A 17,930-nucleotide genomic window follows, 5' to 3' on the forward strand; every position below is an offset into this window, starting at 1 on the left:
GAGGCCCGGAAGGAGCAGCGATCCTACCGCGTCATCTTGACCTGCCGCACCACCGGGATCGTGGGCAGCGAGCCGGTGTGGTCGGATTCGTCCTTGGCCTGCGGCGAGGCCGGCGCGCGGGCGGTGGCGTCGGGGAAGCGCTGCTTCATCTCGCGCAGGAAGCCGTCGAGCGTGTCGACGCTGGCAGCCAGCTTGGCGATATCGGCAAATTCGGCGCTGGAGGCGCCGGTCGGTTTGCTCGCGATGTCGAACGCGAGCCGATCGGCGCTCTCGCTCATCAGCGGCGCATATTTCTCGCGAAAGCGCGACATGCCAATCGAGTCGTCGGCGAGCGCATAACCGACGGCGGCGCGGATGATGTCGCTTTTCTCCACCGCGTTGAGCGGCTTGAAGTCGCGGAAGCGCTCGCCGTAATAAAGCTCGATCTGCTCGGCGGATTCACGCCAGCGCCGCGCCGCCCAGAAGATGTCGGAGCGTAGGCGCAGCACTTCGCGCCCTGTCACGTTGGAGACGATGTCGAGCGCGAGATCGTGGCGGCCGACGTCGCTCTGGGCACGCGCCTCCAGCAGCAGGCGTTGCTGCCTGAGCTCGCCTGAGAGGTCGCTGATACGGCTCGCGCGCAACGCCGTGATCGCCATGTCGGGTCTGCGGTTGGCGAGATAGATCATGGACAGGCGTGCGGCGACTTGTGCACGCGCCGCGCCTTCGAGGCGGTGGTCGACCTGGTATTGCAGGAGCTCGGCGGCCTGATCGAGCAGATCGATCGAGGCGAGACGGTCGGAGAGGCGTCGGATCAGTTCGTCGCCGCGGCGGCCGATCGGCGTCAGCTCGCGGAACTCGTAGAACATCCCCAGCGCTTCGATCGGCGGCAGCTCGTCGCCCTTGGGCCCCAGGAAGATCTGCGTGAACAGGTCGGAGGCGAGGTCCTGCGCCTGGCGCGAGGCTTCCGCGTTCGGCTGCAGCTTTGTCGCGGTACGCGCCGCGGTGAGCGCGTCCCGGTAGCGCCCGTTCTCGGCAAACATCTGCGACAGCATCTGGAGCGTCTTGACCTCGATCGAGTCGCCGCGCCAGGTCATCGAGAGCGTTTCGAGCTCGCGCAGCGCGTCTTCCTTGCCGATCTCGTCGCGCTTCTGCCGCAGCGCGACCTCGAGCTGCTTGGCCTCGGCCGCAGCCGGCCGGTCGGACGAGCCGACCGCGAACTTGTAGTCGTCGAGCGCGTCCTTGTCGTGTCCGAGCGCCTCGGCGAGCCGGCCGCGCAGCACGGCGAAGCCGGGCGCGGCCTCGGGCGAGACGCCGACCACCTCGAGTTCGCTGCGGCGCTTGGAGGCGCCGGCATAGTCCTTCACCTCGAGCGAAGCGCGCATCGCCTCCATCGTCACGATGCGCTGGATGTCGAGCGGCAGCGAGGCGATGGCGAACTCGACGTTCTTGAACTTCTCGCGCGCGTCCGCCCATTTGCCCTGGCGCGCATAGGCGAGCGCCTTCCAAAGCTGGGAATCGTGGCTGTTGCCGATCACGGGGTTGGCGAGGTCCTTCAGGCCCTGCGCCGGCCGGCCGATCAGGATGCTCGCGATCGCATGCATGATCAGCGCGCCGCTTTCCTCCTTGTTGAGAGGATCGGCCAGCATCAATTCGGTGACGGCCTTGGCCTCGTGATACATCGCGCGCGACATGTAGAATTGCGCAAGGTCGAGCCGCGGCAGCGATCGCATCGCCGGTTCGACGTTGGAGATCGCCGTGATCAGCTCGTTCTGGCGCGCTATGAAATTTTCCGACTGGCCCTTGCGCCAGCCTTCGGGGCTGAAGACCGGCCGCACCGCGGTCGGCGCGCGCTCGGCCGAGATGTCGACCGGCGACAGCGTCAGCCCGCCCTTCTTGCCGAGGATGACCTTGTCGGCCCCCACCTCGACGCCGACCTCGTCGGAATTTGGCCGGATCGCGATGCCATGCGCGGATTCCAGCAGCGCGAGATCAACGAGATCCTGCCGCTTGATGAAGCCGCGCACCGGCCGCTGCGCGGTGATGACATAGAGCGTGTCGCCGGCATCGGGATCGGTGAGCTTGTGCAGGAGCCCCGGATTGGCGAAGGGGATCGCGATGTTGGCAAGCGCCGGGTCGGTGATGTTGCGCGAGATCATCAACGGCAGCGGCGTCGCCTGGATCTTGTCGGCGAGGGTCAAGAGCCAGTTGGTCTGCTTGCCGACCTCCTCGCTCGTCAGCGAATAGACCAGCGGCCGGGTGAGACGGATGCGCACCGCCTGTCCCTTCTCGAGCGGGACGCGGCCGACTTCCCCGATCATCGCACCGCCCTTGGTGCGGATCGCCTCGACGTCGATCGGCTTCGCCGTATCGAACACCAGCCAGACGGTATCGCCACGGCGGAACGCCGCCGCAGGCGTTGCGACCTGAAGCGGAAAGGTCACGCGCAGGCCGTCGCTGTCGCGGCGGACATCGACGCTGGCACCACTCGGCTGCGGAGCTGCGGGCGCCTCTGCTGGAGCAGCCTTGAGGGCCTCCGTGGCCGGCTCCTTGACGGGTTCCTTGGCAGCTTCCTTCACGACCTCTTGAGGCGCTTCGGCCATGACCGGCTTGGCGGGCGCGACCGCAGTTTCTGCAACTGGCGCGACCGTCTTTGAAACTTCCTTGACCGCTTCCTTGACCGCTTCCTTGGGCGCTTGCGCAGCGTGCGCAGCTTCGACCGCAGGAGCTGGCAGCGATTTCGGCGCTTCAGCGGGCGGCATGGCGGAGGGTGCTTCCGGCTTCACCTCGGGCTTGACGTCGATCCTGGCTTCGCGCGCGATCGTCTCGGACGTCGGCGGCGCGATCTCGCGATGCGCGTCCTTCGGCTTCTCGGCCGCCGGCTTTTCAGGCGCAGGCGCCGGTCCATGGGCGGCGGGCTTGGCCTGCGCGATCGCAGCCTCGGCCGAATTGGCCATCTTGCCCTTGTCCGGCTGGAAGGAGATGTCGACGACGTAGTTCTTCTCGTCGCGGAACGAATGCACGTCGGAATCGCCGATCAGCGCGATCTCGACACTGGTCTGGTCGATGTCGGCCTTCTGCTTGATCGAGGCGACGTTCGGCGGCGCTGCGACGACCGCGTCCGCCAGATCGAAATTGAGGTTGGCGTTGAAGGCGAGCGTGAGCTTCTGCTCGTTGAGCACGGAGGACACCCCGACGCCGTCGGGCATCTCGAACACGAAGCGGACGAAGGTCGGCTGGACCGAGGCGCGCACGCGGATCTGCGGACGCTTCTTGCTCTCCGCCGCGGCGCGCTGGGCGCGTAACGCGCGTTCGGCGACGCGCGCGCGCTCGGCGAGTTCCTTGACGACGTCCATCGGCAGGCTCGGCGGCGGCCCCTTCCAACCCTCCGGCAAGAGGTCGATGAAGGTTCGCTCGCCGGCATTCATGGTGTTGACGGTGACGCGCCGCGCCAGCGACAGCCGGATGGCGCCGCCGTCGGGATCGCGGCGGGCGGAGTTGACGTACTCGGGCGCGCCTTCCGGGACGCGGTCGACGGGCACGTCGACCGCCCGGTCGAAGCGGATGACGAGAATGGAACCGGCCGTCGTCACCTCGGAGGGGACGTCCTCTCCGAGCTTGATCACGAGACGGGCAAAGCCGCCGCCGGCCGAGAAAGTCGCCTCGCCCCGGATCGCATCGGCCGCCCGGACAGGCGTCGTGAAGCCGATCAGCAGGCTCGCTGCCAGCAGCGGCGCCGTGCGGACATGACGCGACAGCCTCCGCGCCAGGGCGCGGGCTCGCGACACAAATCCAGCGGCAGCCTCTCGCGCCATTGGCGGCATTACTTCCGGTTCGACGGTCCACGCCGGCATTGGTGCCGGCCCCTGCCCCAGACTGTAGATTTTGGCAATTAAGGACTTCTTAAGTATGAGCCCTCAATTCGGCTTTTGCGTCGGCTTGCCGTCGATCTTGGGCAGCTCGCCGGCCGAAGCGGACTGATCGCCGCCGCCATTGGCCCGGCGGGCCATCTCGACCGTCAGCCGCTCGGCGGCCTCCGGGGACATCAATCCCATGATGTCCGACATTTTTCGTGGCGCGATCTGCGAGGCGATCTCGATCAGCACGCCCATCTCGAGCCGGTCAAAGACCCGCGCGGCATCCTTGGGTTTCATGCCCTCATACATGGTCACGAGGCCCTTCATGCGCTGGGCTTCGGCGGCCTTCTGCTCGGCCTGCGTCGCGGAGATACGGGTTTCTACCGCCTTCATCTCCTCGACCTTGTTTTCGATGCGCTTCTCGGCGGATTTCAACAGGCTCTCGCGGATGTCGATCTCGCGCTGGCGGGCCTCGATTTCCTGGCGGCGCGACTGCAGGCGTTCCAGGATCGCGCGCTCCGAGGCGGAGATCTGCGGCTGGGCTTCCTCCTTGACCGCCGCGCCTTCGGACTTGGTGTCGGGTGCGGCCGGCTTCGGCGCCTCCTTCGGCGCGCCATGGGTCGAGCCGGTGATATCGGGATCTTCGCGGCTGGCCGGGAAGTTCAGATTCTCCTGCGCCCAGGACTTCTTGGTCGGGCTCGGCTTGTAGTCGAAGACATAGCCGCCATTGATCACAAGACCCGTGACCTTCAGCGTGGCGAGGCCAGCGACGGCAACCAGCACGATCGGAATGACGCGGATGTTGCGAAAAGACTTCATACCCTGACTTTATGCGGCAAGACCGTTGGATCGTCGGCGTTCGGAGAAGGCTTCGGCCGCAGCCGCCACCGCCTTCGCCGACGAGGGCTTGGCTGCGGGCGCGGCGAGCATTTCCGGGTTCGTGACGGGGCGCGCGGCGATTGCGATCTTGGACAGCCGCCGCACCACATTGTCGGCTTCGCCGAGCTGCTTGTAGAGCTGCTCGGACATCTGGGTCGCCGACGCAAGCTGGCTGCCGAGGTTCTCGTTGACGTCGCGCACGGCGAGCTTCAGCCCGCCGATCGCGCGCTCGGCGATCTCGGTTGCGGTGATCAGCTCACCGATGACCGCCTTCAGCGAATGCTCGTCCGCCTTCAGCCGCGTCAGTCGCTTGTTGAGCGTGACGCAGTAGACGATGGTCAGCATCAGCAGGATAGCCACCAGCGTCTCGATCGCCATTCCTAGGGAGTGGTTCATGGGGCCTCCATCATCTTGTTCTGCTCGTCGACCTTTTCGAACATCGCAAGTGTCGTACTTGGCTTGCGCAAGGGTTTCGTCACCCGGATCGCGACGCGGTCGCCGACCCGGCCCATGCGTCCTTCGGTGATGGTGACGTCGCCGCAGCGAACGGTGACGTTGGCATCCGCGCGCATGTCCAGCGGCAGCGTGTCGCCGACCTTGAGCCGCATCAGCTGCTTGAGTGGGATGTCGGCTTCGTAGAGCACGGCGTCGACGGAGATCTCGGCCTGGACGATCTCGGTTGCGAAATGACCTTCCCAGATCTGGTCGCGGCCGAACTTTTCGCCCATGAACATCTGGAGCAGGACGCCCCGGATCGGCTCGATGGTCGCGTAAGGCAGCAGGAGCTCGATGTTGCCGCCGCGATCTTCCATGTCGATGCGCAGGCGCACCAGGATCGCGGCGTTGGCAGGACGGCTGATCGCGGCGAAACGCGGGTTTGTCTCGAGCCGGTCGATGGTGAAGGTCACCGGCGACAGCGGCCGGAACGCCTGTTCGGCATCGGCCATGACGACTTCGACCAACCGCTTGACCAACTCAGTCTCGATCGTGGTGTAGGGCCGGCCCTCGATGCGCAGCTGGCTCGAGCCGCGGCGGCCGCCGAGCAGCACGTCGATCATCGAGTAGATCAGGCTGGAATCGACCACGGCCATGCCGAAATTGTCCCACTCTTCGGCCTTGAAGACAGTGAGGACGGCGGGCAGCGGGATCGAGTTCATGTAGTCGCCGAAGCGCACCGAGGTGATGCGGTCGAGCGAGACTTCGACGTTGTCGGAGGTGAAATTGCGCAAGGAGGTCGTCAGCAACCGCACCAGGCGGTCGAAGACGATTTCGAGCATCGGCAGACGCTCGTAGGAGACCATCGCCGAATCGATGATGGCGCGAATGCCGGAATGATCGTCGAGCGTGACGTCGCCGACCGCGAAGCCGAGGAGGTTGTCGATCTCCTCCTGCGACAGAACCCGTTCGCCGGAATTCTTGCCGGCGCCGAGATCGCGGCTGCCATCCTCGACCATGGCCGCCCATTGCAGGGCCATGGTCTCCGATAGTTCGTTCTCGGCAGCAGCTTTCGCGGCCTCGGCGGGATCCTCGGAATCGAGCGAGGCCTCCCATTGGGCGGCAATTGCATCCTGGTCTGGTTGGTCGGTGCCTGCCATGATCCCTAGCCCGTCATGCTCACTGGATCACGACTTCCTTGAACAGCACCGCGCTGACCTGGACCGGAGCGACCGCCGCGTTGACGCGCTTCGTCAGCTCTTCCTTGAGACGGAAGATGCCGGCGGAACCGTTGAGGTCGGAGGAGCGCAGCTCGCGCGCATAGGTCTGGAAGATGTCGGTGATGCGCGGCATCGTCGGCTTGATCGCCTCGACCTGCTTCTCTTCCTTCAGCTCCAGCACGATCTTGAGCTTCAGATATTGCACGCGCTCGCCCGGCGCGCCGGCGAGGTTCACCATGATGTCGGGGACCTCGACGAAAGACGGCGGCTTCGGCGGAGGCGCCGCCTCGGCGTGATGCTCGTCGTCGCCGTGACGGAAAAAGAAGAACCAGGTCGCGGCGCCGCCGCCGAGAACGGCGAGCAGGCCTACCGCCATGATCATCAGCTTGAACTTGTTCTTGGGCGGAGCGACTTGCGCGCCCTCAGCGGCTGCGCCGCCTTCCGCTTCATTCTCTGCCATGATCGCCGCGCTCGCTCATCTCTCAAAGGGGTCGAAAGAGCGAAGCTCCTGGCAGACAGTGACGCGATACAAATGCCCCAGCGCAGTGCTCCTCTTACGCCCAAACGCTACGGTAATAATGGTTAACGGAACCTTTCGATTGGGCCTTCGCTAGGAAAAATCTGCCGGGCAAACATGGCTAACAGACCGTTTCTGCCGCCTCCCCGCGCCCTCGAAAAATAGACAAGTCGCTGAAATTACAATATTTTTAGGCTTGGCACGAGTTTCGCTGAGAAAGGATCGAGACCCAGGGTTTGGGAGAACCCGAGGTCTCGTTCACGGGATCGGCCAATGCGCTTGGGAGAGCGAGCTGGCGGATCTCACTCAGGGGAGATTTCCGATGCAGAACGCGCTTCTGATCGGCTTGTCACGACAGATGACGTTGGAACGGCAGATGGATGTCATCGCCAACAACGTCGCCAACGCCAACACCAACGGCTTCAAGGCCGACCATTCGTTGTTCGAGGAGTACCTCAACTCGAACGCGCGTGAGGACAATTTCGTCGGCTCCGACCGCCGGGTCTCCTATGTGCAGGACCGCGGCACCTTCCGCGACGTCGGCCAGGGGCCGATGGAGCCGACCAAGAATCCGCTCGACATGGCGATCAGCGGCAACGCCTATTTCGCCGTGCAGGCCAATGGCGCCGAGCGCTACACCCGCGACGGCAAATTCTCGCTCAACAGCACCGGCCAGCTCGTCACCTCCGACGGCAACCTCGTGCTGGGCACCGGCGGCCCGATCACCTTCCAGCCGACCGATCACGACATCAACGTCGCGCCGGACGGCACCGTCACCGTGCTCGAGGGCACGGCCAAGAACGACTCGATCCGCGGCAAGATCCGCATGGCCTCGTTCGACGATCCGGCCAAGCTTACGAAGCTCGGCGCCAACCTTTACAACATCGGCTCCGCGGTCCCGCAGGCCGACACCAAGTCGACCGTGCAGCAGGGCCATGTCGAGAAGTCGAACGTGAACTCGGTCGGTGAGATGAGCCGCATGGTCGAAGTCATGCGCAGCTACACCGCCATCGCCAACCTGCTCCAGCAGCAGAGTGACATGCACAAATCAGCGATCGAGAAGCTCGCCGACGTTCCGGCCTGATTGAGGGAGAACTGACATGCAGGCGCTTCACACCGCAGCAACCGGAATGGCGGCACAGGAACTCAACGTTCAGGTGATCTCCAACAACATCGCGAACCTGCGCACCACCGGCTTCAAGAAGCAGACCGCGGCGTTCCAGGACCTGATCTACGAACACGTCCGCCGGGTCGGCGCCCAGTCATCCGACCAGGGCACGATTCTGCCGGTCGGCGTCGATATTGGCGGCGGCGTCAAGACCGTCGGCACCCCGCGCAGCATGACCCAGGGCACGCTGTCGCAGACCGGCAACGACCTCGACATGGCCATCACGGGCGAAGGCTTCTTCAAGATCCTGATGCCCGACGGCAGCTACCAGTACACCCGCGACGGCACCTTCCAGATGGACAATCAGGGGCGCATCGTCACCGCGCAGGGTAACCCGGTGCAACCGACGATCACGATCCCGAACAACGCCTCGGGCCTCACCATCAACGTGCAGGGGCAGGTCTCGGTGACGCTGCCGGGTTCGTCGACCTCGGCCGTCCAGGGCCAGATCGGCCTGACCCGATTCATCAACAAGGCGGGCCTCCAGCCGGTCGGAAACAATCAGTTCACCGAGACGCCCTCCTCCGGCCCACCGCAGGACGGTACCGCGAGCTCCGAAGGTTTCGGCAATATCACCCAGAGCAGCCTCGAGCAGGCCAATGTCGACGTCGTCTCGGAAATGAGCGACCTGATCGCCGCCCAGCGCGCCTACGAGATGAACGCCAAGGTGATCAGCGCCGCCGACCAGATGATGCAGTCGACCACGGCGTTGTTCCGCTGAGGTGATGACGATGATCCGGACCACCCTCGCCACCATCTCCGCTCTCCTCGTACTGGCGCTGCCCGCACGGGCCGCCGACGATTTCATCGCGACGCCGACGCTGCGCGCGAGCATCACCGTGACCTCGGACGTGGTGCGGGTCGGCGATCTCATCGACAATGCCGGCTCGGCCGCGCTGATCCCGCTCTACCGCTCGCCCGATCTCGGCACCACCGGTGCGCTGCCAGTCGCCCAGGTGCTGGCGGTGTTGCGCGCAAAACAGGTGATCGGCGTGATGACCGGCGACATCAAGGAGGTCCAGGTCACCCGTCTCGCCCGCACGCTCGTGAACAAGGACCTCGAAACCGCGGTCGCCTCGGCGCTCGAGCACCGCTTCGGACTTGGCGACGCCGCCAACATCACCGTCACGTTCGACCGCGGCATTGCCGACATGCGGTTGGATGCCTCCAACACCGGCGTGCTGCAGCCGGTCGCAACCCGCTACGACGCCCGCAGCGGCCGTTTCGACATCGCCTTCGAGATCAATAACGACAACACTTCGGCACCGACCAAGCTGCGTTTCACCGGCAACGCGATCGAAACTGTGGAAGTGGCCGTGCTGACGCGCGACATCGATCGTGTCGATCTCCTGAAGGCCTCCGACGTCGCCATGGAACGCCGGCCGAAGGCCGAGGTCACGGGTGAGGCCGCCTCGCGAGATCGCACGCTCGGCATGCAGCTCCGCAGGCCGATGCGGGCGGGGACGCCGATCCGCGTCGCCGACATCGTCAAGCCCGACTTCGTGCAGCGCGACCAGAACGTCACCGTCATCTACCAGGTCCCCGGAATCTACCTCACCACGCGCGGCAAGGCGATCGAGAGCGGCGCCGAGGGCGACACCATCAGCGTGCTCAACCTGCAGACCAAGCGCACGCTGAGCGGCGTCGTCACCGGCCGCGGCCAGGTGACGGTCCAGGGCGCCAGCCAAGCCGCGCCGATGCCGGCTGCGGTCGAACAGACCTCGTCGCTCAAGCGTGACGAGGCGCCCGCCCCGGTCGATACCGCAGCCCTCGTCCGGAACCTGGTCCAGACCCCGGCATCCCCGGCCCAGATCGCGCAAGCCCAGATCCCGCAAGTTCGCGTCTCGCAAGCTCCAGCCAAGTCAGAGTAAGTCATGTCCAGGTTCAGTTCGGCTTTTCGTCCCCGTCGCATCGCGATCTCTGCCCTGCTGCTGGCGACTTGCGCGCTGGCGAGCGGCTGCTCATCGATCGACCGTTTGTCGCAGATCGGCGAGCAGCCGAAATTGTCGGCGATCGACAATCCGACGACGCAGCCCGGTTACAAGCCGGTGCAGATGCCGATGCCGAAGCCGGAAGTCGCCTCCTACAATCCGAACTCGCTGTGGCGGAACGGCAGCCGTGCCTTCTTCAAGGACCAGCGCGCCCATCAGGTCGGCGATCTCCTGACGGTGGCCGTGAACATCACCGACAAGGCCAATATCGAAAACGACACCCAGCGCAGCCGCACCAACAAGGAAGATTCCGGAATCACCGACTTCATCGGCGCCAAGACATTGGGCGCCCAAGCGCAGAAGGTGTTGCCCGGCCGTATCCTAACCGCCGACTCGACCGCGTCCAGCGAGGGCAAAGGAAGCGTGGACCGCAAGGAAGCGTTGCAGACCAACGTCGCGGCCGTCGTCACCCAGGTCCTGCCCAACGGCAACCTCGTGGTCGAAGGCAAGCAGGAAATCCGCGTCAACTACGAAATCCGCGAGCTCATCGTCGCCGGCATCGTCCGTCCCGAAGACATCCAGAGCGACAACACCATCGATTCCACCAAGATCGCGCAGGCCCGCATCGCCTACGGCGGCCGCGGCCAGATCATGGACGTGCAGCAACCGCGCTACGGCCAGCAAGTCATGGACGTGCTGCTGCCCTTCTAAGCTTCTCCCGAGCTCCCACATCGTGTTCGCGAACCTAGGCGCGGACGACGATGTACGACGCGGCCCTCGTTAGCTCCCCTGGCGAGGGCCGCATGTATTTTGGCGATGGTGCCGCTGCGTACAGCCGGCCAGATGCGCGATCGTAGCGGCACCGCTGCCCCAACCTCCGTCATTGCGAGCGCAGCGAAGCAATCCAGGCTGCCGCCGCGGAGGGACTCTGGATTGCTTCGCTTCGCTCGCAAGGACGCGGAGAGATCACGTAAACTCCGCCTCCACCGTCCCCAGCCCGTCCAGTTCCATCCGCACCTTGTCGCCGGCTTTCAGCCACAGCGTCTTCACCAGGCTCCCGGTGAGAACGAGCTGGCCCGCGTGCAGACCCTTGCCCTCGGCGGCGAGATGGTTGGCGAGCCAGGCGAGTGCGTTGTGCGGATGGCCGAGCACGTCGGCGCCGGTGCCGTGGCTCACCTCTTCGCCGTTGACGATGGCGCGGCCTTTGACCGCCTTCAGGTCCGGCACCGACGAGCGCGGCACGACCTCGCCCAGCACGCAGCCGGCGGCGAAGAAATCGTCGGCGATCAGCGTCGGCGCGCCCATTGTTTCCCACTTCACATAGCGGTCGTCGACGATCTCGATCGCGGGATGATAGGCCTCGACGGCTTCGCCGACCCATTCGGCCGTGAATGGCGCCTCGCCGGCGGCGAGATTGCGCTTCAGCCGCACCGCGATCTCGCATTCAACGCCGACGCGGACAAAATCGGCAGCCGCGAGCCGCACGCCGCTGTCGTGCACGCCCTTCTGGAACACGCCGCCGCCGCAGGGGTGTGGAATGCCGATGTAATCCTGCATCACCTGGCTGGTGCAGCCGATCTTGTAGCCGACGAGCGGGCCGGCATGCGGCAGCAGCAGATCGTGCAGCGCGCGCTGGACCTGATAGCCCTCGGCTTCATCGGCGGGAGGAACTTCGAGCGCCGCGAGCGGCGCATGGTTGCGGCGCGCCAGCGCGATCGCCTTTGCGGCTGCGAGAATTCTGTCCATCGGCGCCCGCTCCTACACACCACAATCGAGGGCGGCACTTCAGCATCCCCGCCGGGGCGTGACAAGCGCAGGGGGCCGCGCGGCAGCACGTCATTGCCGGCCCAAGCTGGATGAGACGCGGACGCTGGCCGGCCACATCACGGCAAGCCTCACGGGCGGCGCCGGCGTTTAAGGAAATATTGAGCTGGTCCGGGCTTTATGGGGATGCGCACCCTGCAGCGTCGCACCAGGCCTGATTGCAGCAACGCGTGAAGCTGCTGGATCAGTGCCTCAGCATTCGAGTCGATGTCCTTGATGCGACTCGCAAAACCTCCCGCACCTGAAGTGAAGGCTGTTTCTCATCCGAACTCACGTGAGCTCGGAGGAGTTGAGTCTAGCCCATTGATCGCGATTCACTTTTCGTGATTGCGCTCGCGCGTCGAACGCGCGGTTGCAAGCGACAGGCAAAATGCTGATCACGGCGCGAAAAGGCGCACCTTGCGTTCAAAAACAAAGAGCCGCATCGCTGCGGCTCGGACTCTATTCGTCGCGATAGACCTTCTCGCGTTTCTCGTGACGCTCCTGCGCCTCCACCGAGAGCGTCGCGATGGGACGGGCCTCGAGCCGCTTCAACGAGATCGGCTCGCCGGTGTCCTCGCAATAGCCGTAGGTGTTGTCCTCGATACGCTGGAGCGCGGCGTCGATCTTGGCGATCAACTTGCGCTGGCGGTCGCGGGCACGGAGTTCGATGGCGCGGTCGGTTTCGGACGATGCCCGATCGGCGAGATCGGGGTGGTTCACGTTCTCCTCCTGCAGGGCTTGCAGGGTGAGCTTGGACTCCTTGAGGATCTCATCCTTCCAGGCGAGGAGCTTCAAGCGGAAGTACTCCTTCTGCCTGTCGTTCATGAAAGGCTCTTTTTCGGTCGGTCGGTAGTTTTTCAACTTTTCCAAGGGCGGCCTATCTGTCTAAGCAACGACTCGTACGCGGAACGGGGTCCGCTGAGCGGGGCGTTATATAGCGGCCTCCTGTGACAGACAATGTTTCCCTGATAGCCCGACCGGCGCCCCCAAGCCCTTGCACAGGAAAGGTTTATCCTGAAGGGAGCGGCCGTAGGCCTAGTAGCCGACCGTGAAACGTTGCCTCTCATGGGCCGGCCGCTCGATCTCGTCGGCGAGCGCGATGGCGTAATCCGCGAAGGTGATCCAGCTTTTGCCGTTCGCATCTGCGAGAAGCTGATCGGTGCCAAGCCGGAACTTGCCGGTGCGCTCCCCCTCGATGAACAGGGCCGACGGCGAGATAAAAGTCCAGTTCAGCGCCTTTTCCTGCCGCAGCAGGTCGAGAAAGGCCGAACCCGCCTCCGCCTCAGCCTTGTACTGAGCCGGAAAAGCGGGAGTTGTCACCAATTTGACGCCCGGAGCGACCTCTAGGCTACCGGCTCCGCCGACGACGAGGTAATGACCAACCTTCGAGTCCTTGGCCGCGCCGATCAGCTTGAGCGCGTCGCTGGCCAGGAAGTGTACGGAACTCACGGCGACGTCGTGCCCGGCCCACAACTTGGCAAGGTCTGACTGCTCGAGCACGTCCCCCTTGGTGGGCGTGACGTTCGGCAGGGTCGCGATCTTCTCGGGGTTGCGGGCGATGGCCGTAACCGTGTGGCCGCGGCGGGACAGTTCTTTGGTGATCTCCGACCCGGCCCGGCCCGAGGCGCCGGCAACTGCGATTTTCATGGAAGGCTCCTTTGCTTCTGTAGTAACCAATGGTGACTAGATATCGCAAAGAGCGCTGGTGTTAAGAGAGCACTTTGTGCTTACCTGATTACGCAGGAGTAACCGGCGGCGGCCGGCAAATGAGCGGAATGGATCGTGAGGACCCGACGATGAAGCCAGACGTCTATGCAGCGAACTGCCCCACGCGACAGATCCTCGACCGCGTCGGTGACAAATGGGCGGTGCTGATCCTGCTGCTGCTGCGCGAGGAGCCGATGCGCTTCAATCAGTTGCGCCGCACGATCGAAGGCATTTCGCAGAAGATGCTGAGCCAGGTTCTCAAGTCGCTCGAGCGCGACGGATTGATCAAGCGTCACGCCATCGCAACCGTGCCGGTGACCGTGGAATACTCGATCACGCAGCTCGGCGTGACGCTCGCCGCAGCCGTCGATCCGCTGCGCGATTGGGCCGAACAGAATCTGAAAGACGTGCTCGCCGCCCAGCGCCGCTACGACGCGCAGTTGAAGGATGAAGCGGCGTAGGACGCTATGCCTGCCCGGCCTTGGCGAGCTCGACCTCGACTCGCAGCTCGATCTCCGACAGCACCGAATCCAGGCCGGAGTCGCCGGAGGACGATTTCAGGTTCGCCGCAGCGTCACGCAGCCGCATCACGGTCGAGGCGTCGAGCTTGCCGGAGAGAAGTCCCATTTTGAGATCGTCGAGCACGTCGAGCGCGGTCTTTCCGCGCACGACCGAGCGCTTGCGACGCTCGATCGGATCCTCTTCGATGCCTTGCAGCGCCAGCAGCCCGTCGATGTTGGCGGCCGCCTTCGGTGCGGCGGCGCCTCGCGTCTCCGGCGCCGACGAGGTGTCGGGTAGCACGAAGCCGCCGGAGCTCGTCCGCCTGGCCTGGTTGGCCGGCGTTGCAAGCATGGTGCCGTTCGGTCCGTAGATGCGCATCGGAAGCAATCCGGGTGATTGATGCGCCACATTCGCCGTTTTATGGTTAACGGCCCGTAAACAGCCCGGCAAAATCTGCCGACGGGCGGCAGTTTCGCTCCTCAGGGACAACACCGGCTGAGGTCGCTCGAAACAGATTTATTCAACCTATTCAGCGACCTACCCCCGCTGCCCCGAGTTGGCACAGCGCTCGCAAGGACAGCGTCGGACCAGCTCGTCATGGGAGTGTCGTGATGGTCCTTTGATTTGAGGAGCCTCGGGGAGCAGAGGATGCCAAGCGTTCGTTGGGTGAGACTTGTGGGGGTGGCCTGCGCCGCGCTGTCAGCGCTGGTGCTCTCGGTCAATTCTGCAAGCGCGACATCGCGCATCAAGGATCTCGCCAACATCGAAGGCGTGCGGCAGAACCAGCTCATCGGCTACGGCCTCGTCGTCGGTCTCAACGGCACCGGCGACACCCTCAACAACATCCCCTTCACCAAGCAGTCGCTGCAAGCGATGCTCGAGCGCATGGGCGTCAACATCCGGGGCGCCACCATCCGCACCGGCAACGTCGCCGCCGTGATGGTGACGGGCAATCTGCCGGCCTTCGCCACCCAGGGCACGCGCATGGACGTCACCGTCTCCGCGCTCGGCGACGCCAAGAATCTCCAGGGCGGCACCCTGCTCGTCACCCCACTCCTCGGCGCCGACGGCAACGTCTATTCGGTCGCACAGGGCTCACTCGCGATCTCCGGCTTCCAGGCCGAGGGCGAGGCGGCGAAAATCGTGCGTGGCGTGCCAACGGTCGGACGCATTGTCAACGGCGCCATCATCGAGCGCGAGATCGAGTTCGCGCTCAATCGCCTGCCGAACGTTCGACTTGCACTGCGCAATGCCGACTTCACCACGGCCAAGCGGATCGCCGCCGCGATCAACGACTATCTCGGCGTCAAGACCGCCGAGCCGATCGACCCATCGACCGTGCAGCTTGCGATCCCGCCGGAGTTCAAGGGCAACGTCGTCGCGTTTCTCACAGAGATCGAGCAGCTCCAGGTCGATCCGGATCTCGCCGCCAAGATCATCATCGACGAACGCAGCGGCATCATCGTGATGGGCCGCGACGTCCGCGTCGCCACCGTTGCGGTCGCACAGGGCAACCTCACCGTCACGATCTCCGAGAGCCCGCAGGTCAGCCAGCCCAACCCGCTGTCCCGGGGCCGGACCGTGGTCGCGCCGCGCAGCAGCGTCAGCGTCACCGAGGACGGCAAGAAGTTCGCCGTCGTCAAGGACGGCGTCTCGCTTCAGCAGCTCGTCGACGGCCTCAACGGTCTCGGCATCGGCCCGCGCGATCTCATCAGCATCCTGCAGGCGATCAAGGCCGCCGGTGCGATCGAAGCCGACATCGAGGTGATGTGATGCAGACCGGCATGGTCAACACCGCACGGGTCGCAAGCTCCGCCTTCTCGGTGGAGAGCCGCAATGGCCGCCCGGACTTCGATCTCGCCGCGGCACTGCAAAAGGTCCCGCCGAAGCAGCAGGCCAAGGCGCAGAAGATCGCCACCGACTTCGAGGCGATGTTCCTCAACAGCATGTTCTCGCAGATGACCTCGGGTTTGAAGGGCGAAGGCCCATTCGGCGACACCCCCGGCACCGGCGTATGGCGCTCGATGCTGACCGAACAATATTCCAAGAATTTCGCCAACGCCGGCGGCGTCGGCATCGCCACCGACGTCTATCGCACCCTGATCATGCAGCAGGCAAAAACGATCCGCACGGCATAAGGTCAAACGAGATGAACCACTTCAACGCCTCGCGTCAGCCGGTGCAAGCGCAGCGCCCGAACACCGCACCCGGCAGCGCCGAGGCGCGCAAGATCGCCGAGCAGTTGATGGATGCGATGAGTGCGCTGCTCGGCCTGATCGAGCGCGAGACCGAGCTGGTACGTGCCGGCCAGGTCCGCGAGGCGATGACCCTCGAGAGCAAGAAGCAGGAGCTGTCGCGAAACTATGTCGGCGCCGTCACCCAGTTGAAGGCGAACCAGGCGCAGCTCGCCAAATCCGCGCCCGAGCTGCTCTCGACGCTGCATCGGCACCACGATGCATTCCGCGCGATGCTCCAGGTCAATCTCACCGTGCTCGCAACCGCTCACGCCGTTTCGGAGAGCGTCGTGCGCGGCGTCAACGCCGAGATCCAGAAGCGCAACGTGCCGAACACCTACACGGCCGCGGGACGCCGCGCCACGCCGGGCCCACGCCACATCACGCCGCTCGCGGTCAGCCGCTCGCTCTGAGCGCGCGCAACAACAAACGACAATTTTACGAAAAACCGCGCGGCAACATCGTCGCGCGGTTAGGCACGTTTCCTTACCGGGTGTTCAATCCTGGTGTTCCATGGTTGCGTATTGAGAGGGGTTGGGATTTGACTCACGTGAGGCAACCAGGAGGCTGCCATGAGTACAGATTTCAGCATCAGGCCGGTGGGGATACCGGTCGCCGTGCAGATCGTAACGACGTCCAATGCGGCGGCGAACGAGGCCGTGCAAACCGATCTGCCCGTGAGCCAGACAGTGGCCGCTGGCGAGGCGAGCGCGCCTGCACGTAATGATTTGCGAAGCAGCGAGAACGTCTCACGCCAGGTCGTGTTCGACCAGGCGGCGGCGTCGTTCGTCTTCCAGGTCGTCAACGACAGGACCGACGCGGTGGTCAACCAGTTCCCCGACGAAGCAATGCTGCGCCGGCGGGCCTATTTCCATGCGCAGGATTTGAAATCCGAGCCCTCCCGTCCGGCCAGCACGGACCGCAGCGCCTGACCATCAGGCGTCGAGCCTCGCAACGGCAACATCGAGATCGCTCGAACCGGTCGCGGGACCGGTGACGACGTTCCTGATCTGCGTCTTGCCGGTATCCGTCAGCGTGGATTTGGTGTTGCCGAAGCGGAACGAGCCGTGCTCGATCACGGACGGCCGGAGAGACCAGCGGCGATATTGCGGTTGATCTCGATCAGCGGACGGAAGTGATCGAACTGCGGGCTCATCTGCAGCGCGGCGGTCTGGCTCAGCACGAACACGCTGATGTTGGCGATCTTCTGCCGGACGTCGATCGGCTGCGGATTGTTCTCGCGCATGGCCTCGCTCAGGAAAATCGTCCAGAGCTTGCGATTGAACATCAGGGCCTGCGTGGTCTGCTCGCTGAACGGCTCGGCGCTGTTGATCGCATCCTGAAGCTTGTTCGCGGCCTTGAGCAGGGTCTGCGCTTCGATGTCGCGAGGAGATGCGGTGGTCGTTGCAACACGCGCGTAGGCCGAGGCAGCGGAATTCGACATCAATCACACCCTGGAGGTTACCTAGCGCGTTGAACGCGCTTAAGGATTTCTTTCCTGACCCTAGGCAGCACCGCTTAAGATTTGCTTACATGTGTGCTTGGAAGCACTCCGGATTATTACGGGTCTCGGAGTTCTTCGTCATCGTGAAGCTAGACGCGCATGTGCACGCTGTAAACACGTCGCGCGTGGTGCGCGTCGATCTCAGCTAATCCTGCCTTAGCGATCTCAGTAAAATGAACGGCGGAGCGTTAG

Annotated in this window: 20 protein-coding genes; 9 read left to right on the forward strand and 11 right to left on the reverse strand. The window is 64.5% G+C overall.

The annotated features are described in order from the left end of the window. Window positions 1-23 precede the first annotated feature (23 nt). The 5 genes from IVB45_RS24785 to fliL all read right to left on the reverse strand — a co-directional run bounded on the left by IVB45_RS24785 (window position 24) and on the right by fliL (window position 6,830). Window positions 24-3,833, reverse strand: coding sequence for a tetratricopeptide repeat protein (locus IVB45_RS24785; RefSeq protein WP_247362562.1), 3,810 nt, complete (start codon window positions 3,831-3,833; stop codon window positions 24-26). Window positions 3,834-3,896: 63 nt separating this feature from the next. After that, the gene (locus IVB45_RS24790; RefSeq protein WP_247362564.1) at window positions 3,897-4,655 is read right to left on the reverse strand and encodes a flagellar protein FlbB; all 759 of its coding nucleotides are present in this window, start codon (window positions 4,653-4,655) and stop codon (window positions 3,897-3,899) included. 9 nt (window positions 4,656-4,664) lie between these two features. Further along, window positions 4,665-5,111: a DUF6468 domain-containing protein gene (locus IVB45_RS24795; RefSeq protein WP_027567601.1), complete on the reverse strand. Its 447-nt coding sequence runs from the start codon at window positions 5,109-5,111 to the stop codon at window positions 4,665-4,667. Further along, a complete protein-coding gene (gene fliM, locus IVB45_RS24800; RefSeq protein WP_027567600.1) occupies window positions 5,108-6,310 on the reverse strand; it encodes a flagellar motor switch protein FliM in 1,203 nt (400 codons plus the stop codon). Before fliM ends, IVB45_RS24795 begins: the two co-directional genes overlap by 4 nt. A gap of 19 nt (window positions 6,311-6,329) precedes the next feature. After that, on the reverse strand, window positions 6,330-6,830 hold the full coding sequence (gene fliL / locus IVB45_RS24805) for a flagellar basal body-associated protein FliL (RefSeq protein WP_247362566.1): 501 nt from the start codon (window positions 6,828-6,830) through the stop codon (window positions 6,330-6,332). A 379-nt stretch (window positions 6,831-7,209) separates the two neighbouring features. Between fliL and flgF the strand changes: the two genes are divergently transcribed. The 4 genes from flgF to flgH are packed head-to-tail and all read left to right on the forward strand — an operon-like array spanning window position 7,210 to window position 10,697. Beyond that, the gene (gene flgF / locus IVB45_RS24810; RefSeq protein WP_247362568.1) at window positions 7,210-7,971 is read left to right on the forward strand and encodes a flagellar basal-body rod protein FlgF; all 762 of its coding nucleotides are present in this window, start codon (window positions 7,210-7,212) and stop codon (window positions 7,969-7,971) included. 16 nt (window positions 7,972-7,987) lie between these two features. Next, the gene (gene flgG / locus IVB45_RS24815) at window positions 7,988-8,776 is read left to right on the forward strand and encodes a flagellar basal-body rod protein FlgG (RefSeq protein ID WP_007602131.1); all 789 of its coding nucleotides are present in this window, start codon (window positions 7,988-7,990) and stop codon (window positions 8,774-8,776) included. Between the two features lie 10 nt (window positions 8,777-8,786). Continuing rightward, window positions 8,787-9,926: a flagellar basal body P-ring formation chaperone FlgA gene (gene flgA / locus IVB45_RS24820; protein ID WP_247362570.1), complete on the forward strand. Its 1,140-nt coding sequence runs from the start codon at window positions 8,787-8,789 to the stop codon at window positions 9,924-9,926. Window positions 9,927-9,929: 3 nt separating this feature from the next. Then, window positions 9,930-10,697: a flagellar basal body L-ring protein FlgH gene (gene flgH / locus IVB45_RS24825; RefSeq protein WP_027567596.1), complete on the forward strand. Its 768-nt coding sequence runs from the start codon at window positions 9,930-9,932 to the stop codon at window positions 10,695-10,697. A gap of 255 nt (window positions 10,698-10,952) precedes the next feature. Here flgH and IVB45_RS24830 read toward each other — a convergent pair whose 3' ends face one another. The 3 genes from IVB45_RS24830 to IVB45_RS24840 form a co-directional block, all read right to left on the reverse strand. Then, window positions 10,953-11,732: a fumarylacetoacetate hydrolase family protein gene (locus tag IVB45_RS24830; protein ID WP_247287342.1), complete on the reverse strand. Its 780-nt coding sequence runs from the start codon at window positions 11,730-11,732 to the stop codon at window positions 10,953-10,955. A gap of 519 nt (window positions 11,733-12,251) precedes the next feature. After that, window positions 12,252-12,617, reverse strand: coding sequence for an RNA polymerase-binding protein DksA (dksA, locus tag IVB45_RS24835; protein WP_008554760.1), 366 nt, complete (start codon window positions 12,615-12,617; stop codon window positions 12,252-12,254). A gap of 210 nt (window positions 12,618-12,827) precedes the next feature. Next, on the reverse strand, window positions 12,828-13,439 hold the full coding sequence (locus tag IVB45_RS24840) for an NAD(P)-dependent oxidoreductase (RefSeq protein ID WP_247362572.1): 612 nt from the start codon (window positions 13,437-13,439) through the stop codon (window positions 12,828-12,830). Window positions 13,440-13,588: 149 nt separating this feature from the next. Between IVB45_RS24840 and IVB45_RS24845 the strand changes: the two genes are divergently transcribed. Continuing rightward, entirely contained in the window at window positions 13,589-13,960 is a 372-nt protein-coding gene (locus tag IVB45_RS24845; RefSeq protein WP_027518927.1) for a helix-turn-helix domain-containing protein, read from the forward strand. A 4-nt stretch (window positions 13,961-13,964) separates the two neighbouring features. On the opposite strand, the gene IVB45_RS24850 is transcribed toward IVB45_RS24845, so the two are convergent. Beyond that, window positions 13,965-14,378, reverse strand: a complete 414-nt coding sequence (locus IVB45_RS24850) for a flagellar assembly protein FliX (RefSeq protein ID WP_247362574.1) — start codon at window positions 14,376-14,378, stop codon at window positions 13,965-13,967. 270 nt (window positions 14,379-14,648) lie between these two features. On the opposite strand from IVB45_RS24850, the gene IVB45_RS24855 reads away from it, so the two are divergent. From IVB45_RS24855 to IVB45_RS24870, 4 genes are all read left to right on the forward strand, one after another. After that, the gene (locus IVB45_RS24855; RefSeq protein WP_007602120.1) at window positions 14,649-15,773 is read left to right on the forward strand and encodes a flagellar basal body P-ring protein FlgI; all 1,125 of its coding nucleotides are present in this window, start codon (window positions 14,649-14,651) and stop codon (window positions 15,771-15,773) included. Then, a complete protein-coding gene (gene flgJ / locus IVB45_RS24860; RefSeq protein WP_027567592.1) occupies window positions 15,773-16,138 on the forward strand; it encodes a flagellar assembly peptidoglycan hydrolase FlgJ in 366 nt (121 codons plus the stop codon). Before IVB45_RS24855 ends, flgJ begins: the two co-directional genes overlap by 1 nt. An 11-nt stretch (window positions 16,139-16,149) precedes the next feature. Next, window positions 16,150-16,647, forward strand: coding sequence for a hypothetical protein (locus IVB45_RS24865; protein WP_027518929.1), 498 nt, complete (start codon window positions 16,150-16,152; stop codon window positions 16,645-16,647). Between the two features lie 159 nt (window positions 16,648-16,806). Further along, window positions 16,807-17,166: a hypothetical protein gene (locus IVB45_RS24870; protein WP_027567591.1), complete on the forward strand. Its 360-nt coding sequence runs from the start codon at window positions 16,807-16,809 to the stop codon at window positions 17,164-17,166. A gap of 3 nt (window positions 17,167-17,169) precedes the next feature. Here IVB45_RS24870 and IVB45_RS24875 read toward each other — a convergent pair whose 3' ends face one another. Both IVB45_RS24875 and flaF read right to left on the reverse strand, forming a co-directional pair. After that, complete coding sequence (locus IVB45_RS24875) at window positions 17,170-17,313, reverse strand: hypothetical protein (RefSeq protein WP_155809706.1); 144 nt, start codon at window positions 17,311-17,313, stop codon at window positions 17,170-17,172. Further along, window positions 17,310-17,678, reverse strand: a complete 369-nt coding sequence (gene flaF, locus IVB45_RS24880; protein WP_007612319.1) for a flagellar biosynthesis regulator FlaF — start codon at window positions 17,676-17,678, stop codon at window positions 17,310-17,312. The genes IVB45_RS24875 and flaF overlap by 4 nt, the downstream gene beginning before the upstream one ends. Window positions 17,679-17,930: the final 252 nt, after the last annotated feature.

The organism is Bradyrhizobium sp. 4, assembly GCF_023100905.1.
Taxonomy (GTDB): domain Bacteria; phylum Pseudomonadota; class Alphaproteobacteria; order Rhizobiales; family Xanthobacteraceae; genus Bradyrhizobium.

Bases quoted from the DNA above. Each gene is read 5' to 3' on its own strand.
- flgF (WP_247362568.1), top strand. From the start codon at position 7,210: ATGCAGAACGCGCTTCTGATCGGCTTGTCACGACAGATGACGTTGGAA.
- flgG (WP_007602131.1), top strand. From the start codon at position 7,988: ATGCAGGCGCTTCACACCGCAGCAACCGGAATGGCGGCACAGGAACTC.
- IVB45_RS24855 (WP_007602120.1), top strand. From the start codon at position 14,649: ATGCCAAGCGTTCGTTGGGTGAGACTTGTGGGGGTGGCCTGCGCCGCG.
- flgH (WP_027567596.1), top strand. From the start codon at position 9,930: ATGTCCAGGTTCAGTTCGGCTTTTCGTCCCCGTCGCATCGCGATCTCT.
- flgJ (WP_027567592.1), top strand. From the start codon at position 15,773: ATGCAGACCGGCATGGTCAACACCGCACGGGTCGCAAGCTCCGCCTTC.
- IVB45_RS24845 (WP_027518927.1), top strand. From the start codon at position 13,589: ATGAAGCCAGACGTCTATGCAGCGAACTGCCCCACGCGACAGATCCTC.
- dksA (WP_008554760.1), bottom strand. From the start codon at position 12,617: ATGAACGACAGGCAGAAGGAGTACTTCCGCTTGAAGCTCCTCGCCTGG.
- IVB45_RS24785 (WP_247362562.1), bottom strand. From the start codon at position 3,833: ATGCCGGCGTGGACCGTCGAACCGGAAGTAATGCCGCCAATGGCGCGA.
- fliM (WP_027567600.1), bottom strand. From the start codon at position 6,310: ATGGCAGGCACCGACCAACCAGACCAGGATGCAATTGCCGCCCAATGG.
- fliL (WP_247362566.1), bottom strand. From the start codon at position 6,830: ATGGCAGAGAATGAAGCGGAAGGCGGCGCAGCCGCTGAGGGCGCGCAA.
- IVB45_RS24850 (WP_247362574.1), bottom strand. From the start codon at position 14,378: ATGCGCATCTACGGACCGAACGGCACCATGCTTGCAACGCCGGCCAAC.
- IVB45_RS24795 (WP_027567601.1), bottom strand. From the start codon at position 5,111: ATGAACCACTCCCTAGGAATGGCGATCGAGACGCTGGTGGCTATCCTG.
- flgA (WP_247362570.1), top strand. From the start codon at position 8,787: ATGATCCGGACCACCCTCGCCACCATCTCCGCTCTCCTCGTACTGGCG.
- IVB45_RS24830 (WP_247287342.1), bottom strand. From the start codon at position 11,732: ATGGACAGAATTCTCGCAGCCGCAAAGGCGATCGCGCTGGCGCGCCGC.
- IVB45_RS24870 (WP_027567591.1), top strand. From the start codon at position 16,807: ATGAGTACAGATTTCAGCATCAGGCCGGTGGGGATACCGGTCGCCGTG.
- flaF (WP_007612319.1), bottom strand. From the start codon at position 17,678: ATGTCGAATTCCGCTGCCTCGGCCTACGCGCGTGTTGCAACGACCACC.
- IVB45_RS24790 (WP_247362564.1), bottom strand. From the start codon at position 4,655: ATGAAGTCTTTTCGCAACATCCGCGTCATTCCGATCGTGCTGGTTGCC.
- IVB45_RS24840 (WP_247362572.1), bottom strand. From the start codon at position 13,439: ATGAAAATCGCAGTTGCCGGCGCCTCGGGCCGGGCCGGGTCGGAGATC.
- IVB45_RS24865 (WP_027518929.1), top strand. From the start codon at position 16,150: ATGAACCACTTCAACGCCTCGCGTCAGCCGGTGCAAGCGCAGCGCCCG.